Source organism: Burkholderia sp. Cy-637 (assembly GCF_011753175.1).
GTDB classification, from domain to species: domain Bacteria; phylum Pseudomonadota; class Gammaproteobacteria; order Burkholderiales; family Burkholderiaceae; genus Burkholderia; species Burkholderia gladioli.
Genome location: NZ_VWWC01000223.1, coordinates 1 through 9,484 on the forward strand (window position 1 = coordinate 1; position 9,484 = coordinate 9,484).

The window sequence follows — 9,484 nt, forward strand, 5'->3', positions numbered from 1 at the left end:
TGCCGACGCGCTCGCCGCGCTGCTCGGCGCGGCGGTGCCGCTGGCCGGCTCCGAAACCGTGCCGACGCTCGACGCGCTCGGCCGCGTGCTGGCCGCCGACGTGGTGTCGCCGCTCGACGTGCCGCCGATGGCGATCAGCGCGATGGACGGCTACGCGGTGCGCGTCGCCGACCTGACGCGCGGCGAGCGCCGCCTGCCGGTTTCGCAGCGGATTCCGGCCGGCCACGCGGCCGAGCCGCTGGCGGCCGGCACCGCGGCGCGCATCTTCACCGGCGCGCCGGTGCCGCCCGGCGCCGATGCGGTGGTGATGCAGGAGCAGGCCGCCGCGGCCGGCGACGAGGTCGATTTCCTGCACACGCCGAAGGCGGGCGAATGGATCACCGCGCAGGGCGCCGATATCCGGCGCGGCGCCGTGATCCTGCCGGCCGGCACGCGGCTCGCGCCGCAGGCGCTGGGCCTGGCCGCCTCGGTCGGCTGCGCGAGCCTGGCGGTGCGGCGCCGCCTGAAGGTGGCGGTGTTCTTCACCGGCGACGAGCTGACCATGCCGGGCGAGCCGCTCAAGCCCGGCGCGATCTACAACTCCAATCGCTTCAGCCTGCGCGGCCTGCTGGAGCGCTTCGGCTGCGAGGTCAGCGACTACGGCATCGTGCCCGATTCGCTCGAGGCGACGCGCGCGACCTTGCGCGATGCCGCGCGCGAGCACGACCTGATCGTTACCAGCGGCGGCGTGTCGGTCGGCGAGGAAGATCACGTGAAGCCCGCCGTCGAGGCCGAAGGGCGGCTCGCGCTGTGGCAGATCGCGATGAAGCCGGGCAAGCCGCTCGCCTACGGCGCGGTGCGCCGCGAGGCGGCGGCGGGGGCCGAGGCCGGCGGCGAGGCGCATTTCATCGGCCTGCCCGGCAACCCCGTGTCGAGCTTCGTGACCTTCCTGCTGTTCGTGCGGCCGTTCCTGCTGCGCCTGGCCGGCGCCACCCAGGTGGCGCCGCGCGCGCTGTCGCTGCGCGCCGATTTCACGCAGCGCAGCGGCGATCGCCGCAACGAGTTCCTGCGCGCGCGCATCAACGAGGCGGGCGGGCTCGATCTCTACCCGAACCAGAGCTCGGCCGTGCTGACCTCGACCGTCTGGGCCGACGGCCTGATCGACAATCCGCCGAACCACGCGATCAGCGCCGGCGAGACGGTCCGTTTCCTGCCTTTTTCCGAACTGCTCGGCTGAACCCGCCGGGCCTGCGAATCCGATGAAGCGATGAAGATCGAACTGAAATTCTTTGCCAGCGTGCGCGAGGCGCTCGGCGTGGCCGGCGAATCGGTGACGGTGCCCGACGGCATCGCCACGGTGGGCGACGTGCGCGACTGGCTGCGCGCGCGCGGCGGCGCCTGGGCCGAGACGCTGGCCGAGGGCCGCGCGCTGCGCATGGCCTGCAATCACGTGATGACCGACGCGGGCACGCGCATCACGGATGGCTGCGAGGTGGCCTTCTTCCCGCCCGTGACGGGCGGCTGAGGAGGCGCGATGACAAGGCTCAGGGCAAGGGTCCAGACCGGGGATTTCGAGGTCGGCGCGGAATTGGCGGCCTTGCGCGCGCGCAATCCGAAGATCGGCGCGGTGGCCTGCTTCGTCGGCACGGTGCGCGACCTCAACGAGGGCGAGACGGTGGCCGCGCTGGAGCTCGAGCACTATCCCGGCATGACCGAGAAGGCGCTCGAGGCAATCGCCGACGAGGCGATCGCGCGCTGGCCGGGCATCGAGGTGGCGATCATCCATCGCGTCGGCCGGTTGCTGCCGCTCGACCAGATCGTGTTCGTCGCGACGGTCGCCGCGCATCGCGGCGACGCCTTCGCCTCCTGCGAATTCGTGATGGACTACCTGAAGACCGAGGCGCCGTTCTGGAAGAAGGAAAGCACGCCGTCGGGCGAGCGCTGGGTCGATGCGCGCAGCAGCGACGACGCGGCGCTGGCGCGCTGGGGCCTGCGCTCCGGCAACCGGCGCGAGCCGGGCTGAGGGCGGCGGCAAGCCGGGCGACGCGCCTCGGCTGACTTCTTCGGCTCGGCTCGACGAAGGCCAGCCGGCCCGCTACCATCGCGCCTCGCCCGAACTCCCGCGCAGTGTCTCCCCGATCATGACCGAATCCCCATCCGGCGCCATCCTGCTGGTGCCGCAAGACGGCAGCGCCGGCTTGTCCCCTTCGCAACGCAGCTTCAACGCGCTGACCCGGCAGGTGGCCGCGCGCCGCGAGCGGCTGCGCGCCTGGGAGACCGTCTGGCCGCCGTTCCAGCAGCGCTACGTCGACGAATGGGTGCCGCTCGCGCGCGAACTGAGCGCGCGCGAGACCGAGCTGGTGCGCCAGCTCGATGTCGCCGCCGAGATGAAGGGCCTGAGCCGGGCCGAGCGCGAGCTGGTATCGCAATTGATCGTGCATTTCGCGCGGCCGCTGCTCGGCGCCGACGAGGACCGCGAATTGCGTGCGATCCTCGCCCGCCATGGCGCGGCGGCGATGGGGCAGGCTGCAGGCGATGCCGGCCGTCGTGGCGGCAAGTCGCGCCGGCGCGACGCGGCCCCGGCCGAGGATGCCGCGCCGGGGCATGCCGCGGCCGAGCCGCCCGAGGACGAATCCGAGGAAGCGATGATGCTTCGGATCCAGGCCGAGCTGGACGCGCAGGAGGCGCGCGCCTCGGCCGACGCGCAGGCGCGCCAGGCCCAGCGTGGCGAGCGCCAGCGGGCCTCGAGCTCGAAGCGCAAGGTGGCCGAGGCGGCTGCGGCCGAGGCGGCGCGTGCCGCCGCGCAAGCGCAGCAGGAAAGCCCGGCCGAGGCCGAGGCGGATCGCACCGACACCGAGGCGGTGCCCGAGATGGCGCCGGCGCAGGTCAGCCGCTCGCTGCGCGATCTCTACCGGCGCCTGGCCAGCGCGCTGCACCCCGATCGCGAGCCCGATGCGGACGAACGCGAGCGCAAGACCGCGCTGATGCAGCGGCTCAACCGCGCCTACGACAAGCAGGACCTGCTGCAACTGCTCGAACTGGAGCGCGACCTGGGCGCCGCCGATGCGGACCGGCTTGCCGGTGCCGGCGACGAATTGTTGCGGCATTACAACGGCATCCTGAAGGCCCAGTTGGCCTCGCTCGATCGCGAACTGCATCGCGTCGAGGCGGATTTCCGGCATGGCTACGGGATCGGCGCGAATGCCGTGCTGTCGCCCGACACGGCGCTGCGCACGCTCGGCGACGATATCGCCGGCCTGCGTCGCGCGCTGGCCGAGTTGGAGCGCGACTTGCTCGCGCTGCGCGAGATCGGCGCCTTGAAGGACTGGCTGGCCGGCTTCGCCGGCTAGGCGTCGAGGATTTCTGGGAAGGGCTGGTTCAGGCGTCGTCGTCGGCGCCGCGGCCGATGATGCGGGCCGGGAACGGCTCGCCGCGCGGCCGTGCCGGATGCGCGTCGTCGTCGCGTGGTCGTTTCGGCGCGATCGCGTCGAGCAGGGCCTGCTGCTCGTCGGGAATCCGGTAGTCCCAGCCGAAGCGGCTCAACTGCAGGCTCTGCGCGATGCGCAGCGCCGGCTCCATGAAGCGCACCGCGGTGGCCGGCTGGTAGCGCGCCTCGACGGTCCGCAGGAACAGGGCCAGCCAGCGGCTGAAATGCGCCGGCTCGACGCCTTCGAGCGGCTGGTGCCTGGCCTGCAGGTTGCCGCGATATCCCTTGGTGCCGAGCACCAGGTTCGACCAGAACGCGACCATCTTCGGCAGGTGCTCGTCCCAGCGGCCGTCGAGCCGGGCCCCGAACACGGGGCCGAGCAGGGGATCGGCGCGCACCTGCAGATAAAACGCGTCGACCAGGCCGCGGATATTGTCCTCGCTCGGCTCGGCCTCGCGCGGGCCGGCGGGCGCGGGCGAGGCCGCTTCGGGGGAGGGGCTGGCGGCCAGTTCGGGGGCCGGATTAGTGGGGATCATGGTCGAGAGGGAGAATGGGGCCGCTACACTGTCGCGATTTTGTCGCACAATAGCGGACGGCCATCCGCCAAAAAGTGCTTCCAGGGCGCATATTATCGCGCGATTTCCGTTTCGGCAGGCGCCTGTATCCGGCGGCGGCCGCCAACGCTGGCACCTCAACGACACGATCGACTTCGCTCATGAGACTGACCGACTACACCGACTATTCGCTGCGCGTGATGCTGTTCCTGGCGGTGCGCAGCGAAGGCCTGTCGACGATCCAGGAGATCTCGGATGCCTACGGCATCTCGAAGAATCACCTGATGAAGGTGGTGCAGCGGCTCGGCGAGCTCGGCTGGGTCGACACCGTGCGCGGTCGCAACGGCGGCCTGCGCATCAACGCGAATTCGGGGCGGCTGACGATCGGCGAGGTGGTGCGCGCCACCGAGAGCGATTTTGCCCTGGTCGGCTGCTTCGGCGGCGAGGGGCAGGGCGTCGAGCACCGTTCCTGCGTGATCGAGCCGCATTGCCGCCTCAAGGGCGTGCTGTACGCCGCGCGCGAAGCCTTTTTCGCCGAGCTGGACCGCCACACGATCGCCGAACTCTCGCGACCCGCCTCGCCGCTGGCGGCCGCGCTCGGCATCGTGCCGATCGTCGTCGAGCCGGCCTGAGCGCCGGCGCTTGCTCCCAACGGCGGCGCCCGCCGCCATCCCTGCCCGTTTCTCGCTATCCTGACGCAGCCGATCCGGCGCCGTCATCGAGCCTGCACGCCGCCCGGGCAGACTGAAATCCCGCGCCTGCCCGCTGCCTGCCCCTCGCCGGGCTCGGGCCCCATTCGGCAAAGCCATGCCGGGCGAGGCTGGGCGCCGCAAGGCACACATCTTGCCTAGCGAGCGCTTGAAACCCCGGCAAGCAGCCTCATGTTGGAGCTATTCGAAAATTGGAGGTCTCTTCATGAGAATCGACAAGCTCACCACCAAGTTCCAGGAAGCGCTGGCCGACGCCCAGAGCCTCGCGGCCGGCCGCGACAATCAATACATCGAACCCGTCCACGTGCTGGCCTCGCTGATCGGCCAGACCGACGGCTCGGCGCGCTCGCTGATGTCGCGCACCGGCGTGCACGTGCAGGCGCTGCAAGGCGCGCTGAACGAGGCGATCTCGCGCCTGCCGCAGGTCACCGGCACCGGCGGCGACATCCAGATCGGCCGCGAGCTGGCCGGCCTGCTGAACCAGGCCGACAAGGAAGCGCAGAAGCTCAACGACAGCTTCATCGCCAGCGAGATGTTCCTGCTCGCGGTGTCCGACGACAAGGGCGAGGCCGGCCGGCTGGCGCGCCAGCACGGCATGACGCGCAAGGCGCTGGAAGCCGCGATCGCGGCCGTGCGCGGCGGCTCGCAGGTGCACAGCGCCGATGCCGAGAGCCAGCGCGAGGCGCTCAAGAAGTACACGGTCGACCTGACCGAGCGCGCGCGCTCGGGCAAGCTCGATCCGGTGATCGGCCGCGACGACGAGATCCGCCGCTCGATCCAGATCCTGCAGCGCCGCACCAAGAACAACCCGGTGCTGATCGGCGAGCCCGGCGTGGGCAAGACCGCCATCGTCGAGGGGCTGGCGCAGCGCATCGTCAACGGCGAGGTGCCCGAGACGCTGAAGAACAAGCGCGTGCTCTCGCTCGACATGGCCGCGCTGCTGGCCGGCGCGAAGTACCGCGGCGAGTTCGAGGAGCGCCTGAAGTCGGTGCTCAACGACATCGCCAAGGACGAAGGCCGCACCATCGTCTTCATCGACGAGATCCACACCATGGTGGGCGCCGGCAAGGCCGAGGGCGCGATGGACGCGGGCAACATGCTCAAGCCGGCGCTCTCGCGCGGCGAGCTGCACTGCATCGGCGCGACCACGCTCGACGAGTACCGCAAGTACATCGAGAAGGATGCCGCGCTCGAGCGCCGCTTCCAGAAGGTGATCGTCGACGAGCCGAGCGTGGAGGCGACCATCGCGATCCTGCGCGGGCTGCAGGAGAAGTACGAGCTGCACCACGGCGTGGACATCACCGATCCGGCCATCGTGGCCGCGGCCGAACTCTCGCATCGCTACATCACCGACCGCTTCCTGCCGGACAAGGCGATCGACCTGATCGACGAGGCCGCCTCGAAGATCAAGATGGAAATCGATTCGAAGCCCGAATCGATGGACAAGCTCGACCGTCGCCTGATCCAGTTGAAGATCGAGCGCGAGGCCGTCAAGAAGGAGCAGGACGAGGCTTCGCAGAAGCGCCTGCAACTGATCGAGGAAGAGATCGAGCGGCTGGGCCGCGAGTATGCCGACCTCGAGGAGATCTGGACCGCCGAGAAGGCCGCCGTGCAGGGCAGCGCCCAGCTCAAGGAGGATATCGACCGGGTGCGCGCCGAGATCGCCAAGCTGCAGCGCGAGGGCAAGCTCGAGAAGGTGGCCGAGCTGCAATACGGCAAGCTTCCGCAACTCGAGGCGCAACTCAAGCAGGTGACCCAGGCCGAGGAGCAGGAGCAGCACAATCCGAGCAAGCCGCGGCTGCTGCGCACCCAGGTGGGCACCGAGGAGATCGCCGAGGTGGTGTCGCGCGCCACCGGCATCCCTGTCTCGCGCATGATGCAGGGCGAGCGCGAGAAGCTGCTGCATATCGAGGAAAAGCTGCATGAGCGCGTGATCGGCCAGGACGAGGCGATCAGCGCGGTGGCCGATGCGATCCGCCGCTCGCGCGCGGGCCTGTCGGACCCGAACCGGCCTTATGGCTCGTTCCTGTTCCTGGGCCCGACGGGCGTCGGCAAGACCGAGCTCTGCAAGGCGCTGGCCGGCTTCCTGTTCGATTCGGAGGATCACCTGATCCGCATCGACATGAGCGAGTTCATGGAGAAGCACAGCGTCGCGCGCCTGATCGGCGCGCCGCCGGGCTACGTCGGCTACGAGGAAGGTGGTTACCTGACCGAAGCGGTGCGTCGCAAGCCGTACAGCGTGATCCTGCTCGACGAGATCGAGAAGGCGCACCCGGACGTGTTCAACGTGCTGCTGCAGGTGCTCGACGACGGCCGCATGACCGACGGGCAGGGCCGCACCGTGGACTTCAAGAACACGGTGATCGTGATGACCTCGAACCTCGGTTCGCAGGTGATCCAGTCGATGGTGGGCTCGCCCCAGGAAGCGGTGAAGGACGCGGTGTGGGAGGAGGTCAAGCTGCACTTCCGCCCCGAGTTCCTGAACCGGATCGACGACGTGGTGGTGTTCCATGCGCTCGATCGCAGCAACATCCAGTCGATCGCGAAGATCCAGCTGGCGCGCCTGCACGAGCGGCTGGCCAAGCTCGACATGCAGCTGGAGGTGACCGACGCGGCGCTCGACCAGATCGGCAAGGTCGGCTACGACCCGCTGTTCGGCGCGCGCCCGCTCAAGCGCGCGATCCAGCAGGAGATCGAGAATCCGGTGGCCAAGCTGATCCTGGCCGGGCGCTTCGGGCCCAAGGACGTGATCCCGGTCGACGTGCAGGACGGCAAGTTCGTGTTCGATCGCGTCGTGCACTGAGGCGAAGCCGCGCGATTGGCCAGGGCTTCGGGAACCCCGCTTCGGCGGGGTTTTTTTTCGGCCGTCGCTTGTTTCGGCGGTTGCCGGCGGCTCAGCCGGCGCCGAACAGGAAGCGCTCGCAATACACGGCGTCGAACGCGAGCGAGCCCCGTTCGAAATCAGGACTGCGATGGAAGGCGGCCCGCGCGGCCTCGGGCAGCCCGGCCTCGAAATCGGGCGAGAAGACGAAGCCGGATTTCATCGACAGCAGGTACTGCGCGACCTGCTGCCTGCCGTCCGAGGCGCCGAGGTCGTGATGGTCGAGGATGCCGTCGCCGTGAGCATTGTCGAGCGCGCCGACGAAGAAGGCGCTCTCGTCGGCGAAGTCGGCTTTCAGCAGGAACACCACGAAGGGTTCGGTGTCGCCCGGCTGGCTCAGGTCCACCACGCCGGAGAACAGGTAGCCGGGCGCCGCGAGCTGGTGGCAGCGCGAGCCGACGGCGGGGCGGCCCGCTTCCAGGCCGGCGCGGACCTGCTCGTAGACGCGTTGCCAGCGCGCGAGCGACTCGCGCAGCTCGGCGAGGTTGCGCTCGACGCGCTCGCTCGCGGCCGCCAGCTCGGCATGCGAGGCCTCGTCGAGCTGGCGCAGTTCGACGGCGATGTCCTGCCAGATCGCGATCTGGCGTTCGGTCTCGTAGGCGCGCTTCTTCAGCGAGCGCAGGTACTGCGCGTTGAGCTGGGTGTCGTCGTAGCGCGTCAGGCCGTTGTCGAGATCGCGGAACAGCAGGTTGTCGTGTTCCTGGCAGTAGCCGAGGAAGGTGGTCGCCGAGCGGGTCGCGACATGCTTGAAGGCGTAGCGATAGGGGTTGCCCGACAGGTCGGGCGCGAGCACGTCGACATAGCGCCGCCCCTCGATGTCGCGCGCCAGGCAGCGCGTGATCTTGCCTTCCGAGATTTCGTGCGACCAGATCGAGGCGCGCGTGCAGCCCGCGTGCCGGCAGGTCCAGGCCGCGCTCTTGCCGGGGCGCGCGAACTTGCCGTAGACGGCGCGCGCGCTCTTCTTGATCGCGTCGCCGGGGTGGCTGAAGAGGATGGCCGAGAGGAAATGCGCGAGCAGCGGATCGTGGATCGCGGCGTCGGAGATTGTTGCCTGGGCGCTGGTGAAGTCCATGCGGCGGCTCGTGAGGGCGGCCGGTTCGCCGGCTCGCGGGTTGCGCCGCCGCGGGCCCGGGGCAGGCTGCGGCCCGGGCCCGCGCCTTCGACCGCACCCCGGCCTGGCGGCCGGGTGCGGGCGAGGGCTGGCGGCGAATCAGGCGGTCTTGTTGCCGCCGCCGAACAGGCCGGCCAGCTGCGAGAGCGTGCCGAGCAGGTTCGGCGCGTCGACCTGGCCGTCGGCCGGCACGTTGCCGTCCGGGGTGGCGTGATTGACCAGGTGCGGCAGCACCTGGGCCAGCAGGTTCGAGGCCGTCGAGGGATCGACGCCGGCCTTGTTGGCGAGCGAGGTGACGGTGTCCGAGCCGAGCACGTTCTGCAGCGTGTCGGGCGAGATCGGCTGGTTCGCGCCGGTGCCGACCCACGAACCGATCACGTCGCCCACGCCGCCCTGGCGGAACTTCTCGATCAGGCCGTTCAGCCCGCCGGGCTGGTTGTTGACGAATTCGAGCGCGGCGGCGAGCAGTGCGCCCTGATTGCCGCCGCCATTCTGGCCGCCTAGCGCGCCAGTCACCATATCGAGCAGACCCATGATTTCTCTCCGATGCCGGGTTCCCACTTCCTGAAACGGCGCCGCGAGGGCGGCGCCGGGCTTGTGTTCGCGGCCAGCCGCATCTCGCGCGGCCGGCCGACGGGTCAGGCGCCTGACGCGGCCGATGCGGCCTGACTCTTCTTCGACTTCCTGGGCTTCTTGGCCTTGGGCTCCGAGGTGCCGGCCGTGGCGGTTGCCGCGGCCGGGGCGCTGCCTGCCGCCGCGGCGCTGGCGGCGGCCGCCGCCTTGTCCTTCTTGCGCGAGGCGCGGCTCGCCTTGGCGGGCTTG

9 protein-coding genes and 1 pseudogene are annotated in these 9,484 nt (G+C 70.2%); 6 read left to right on the forward strand and 4 right to left on the reverse strand.

The window, feature by feature from the left end:
- The 4 genes from glp to F3J10_RS32320 form a co-directional block, all read left to right on the forward strand.
- Positions 1–1,216 (forward strand): gephyrin-like molybdotransferase Glp (gene glp, locus F3J10_RS32305; protein WP_167243793.1); only part of this gene is annotated, 1,216 nt, incomplete at its 5' end.
- Positions 1,217–1,246: 30 nt separating this feature from the next.
- The gene (gene moaD, locus F3J10_RS32310; RefSeq protein ID WP_017921957.1) at positions 1,247–1,504 is read left to right on the forward strand and encodes a molybdopterin converting factor subunit 1; all 258 of its coding nucleotides are present in this window, start codon (positions 1,247–1,249) and stop codon (positions 1,502–1,504) included.
- A 9-nt stretch (positions 1,505–1,513) separates the two neighbouring features.
- Complete coding sequence (gene moaE, locus F3J10_RS32315; RefSeq protein ID WP_013698275.1) at positions 1,514–2,002, forward strand: molybdopterin synthase catalytic subunit MoaE; 489 nt, start codon at positions 1,514–1,516, stop codon at positions 2,000–2,002.
- Positions 2,003–2,120: 118 nt separating this feature from the next.
- Positions 2,121–3,329, forward strand: coding sequence for a J domain-containing protein (locus F3J10_RS32320; RefSeq protein WP_167243794.1), 1,209 nt, complete (start codon positions 2,121–2,123; stop codon positions 3,327–3,329).
- Between the two features lie 28 nt (positions 3,330–3,357).
- Here F3J10_RS32320 and F3J10_RS32325 read toward each other — a convergent pair whose 3' ends face one another.
- A complete protein-coding gene (locus tag F3J10_RS32325; RefSeq protein ID WP_240155775.1) occupies positions 3,358–3,942 on the reverse strand; it encodes a group III truncated hemoglobin in 585 nt (194 codons plus the stop codon).
- Between the two features lie 179 nt (positions 3,943–4,121).
- Between F3J10_RS32325 and F3J10_RS32330 the strand changes: the two genes are divergently transcribed.
- Complete coding sequence (locus F3J10_RS32330; protein ID WP_025097639.1) at positions 4,122–4,592, forward strand: Rrf2 family transcriptional regulator; 471 nt, start codon at positions 4,122–4,124, stop codon at positions 4,590–4,592.
- A gap of 283 nt (positions 4,593–4,875) precedes the next feature.
- Positions 4,876–7,473, forward strand: coding sequence for an ATP-dependent chaperone ClpB (clpB, locus tag F3J10_RS32335; protein ID WP_167243795.1), 2,598 nt, complete (start codon positions 4,876–4,878; stop codon positions 7,471–7,473).
- Between the two features lie 91 nt (positions 7,474–7,564).
- On the opposite strand, the gene F3J10_RS32340 is transcribed toward clpB, so the two are convergent.
- From F3J10_RS32340 to F3J10_RS32350, 3 genes and pseudogenes are all read right to left on the reverse strand, one after another.
- A complete protein-coding gene (locus tag F3J10_RS32340; RefSeq protein ID WP_167234357.1) occupies positions 7,565–8,623 on the reverse strand; it encodes a hypothetical protein in 1,059 nt (352 codons plus the stop codon).
- 138 nt (positions 8,624–8,761) lie between these two features.
- Entirely contained in the window at positions 8,762–9,196 is a 435-nt protein-coding gene (locus F3J10_RS32345) for a YidB family protein (RefSeq protein WP_013698270.1), read from the reverse strand.
- A 104-nt stretch (positions 9,197–9,300) separates the two neighbouring features.
- A pseudogene (locus tag F3J10_RS32350) lies at positions 9,301–9,484 on the reverse strand (helix-hairpin-helix domain-containing protein); the annotation flags it as partial.

Bases quoted from the DNA above. Each gene is read 5' to 3' on its own strand.
- moaD (WP_017921957.1), top strand. From the start codon at position 1,247: ATGAAGATCGAACTGAAATTCTTTGCCAGCGTGCGCGAGGCGCTCGGC.
- moaE (WP_013698275.1), top strand. From the start codon at position 1,514: ATGACAAGGCTCAGGGCAAGGGTCCAGACCGGGGATTTCGAGGTCGGC.
- F3J10_RS32320 (WP_167243794.1), top strand. From the start codon at position 2,121: ATGACCGAATCCCCATCCGGCGCCATCCTGCTGGTGCCGCAAGACGGC.
- F3J10_RS32325 (WP_240155775.1), bottom strand. From the start codon at position 3,942: ATGATCCCCACTAATCCGGCCCCCGAACTGGCCGCCAGCCCCTCCCCC.
- F3J10_RS32330 (WP_025097639.1), top strand. From the start codon at position 4,122: ATGAGACTGACCGACTACACCGACTATTCGCTGCGCGTGATGCTGTTC.
- clpB (WP_167243795.1), top strand. From the start codon at position 4,876: ATGAGAATCGACAAGCTCACCACCAAGTTCCAGGAAGCGCTGGCCGAC.
- F3J10_RS32340 (WP_167234357.1), bottom strand. From the start codon at position 8,623: ATGGACTTCACCAGCGCCCAGGCAACAATCTCCGACGCCGCGATCCAC.
- F3J10_RS32345 (WP_013698270.1), bottom strand. From the start codon at position 9,196: ATGGGTCTGCTCGATATGGTGACTGGCGCGCTAGGCGGCCAGAATGGC.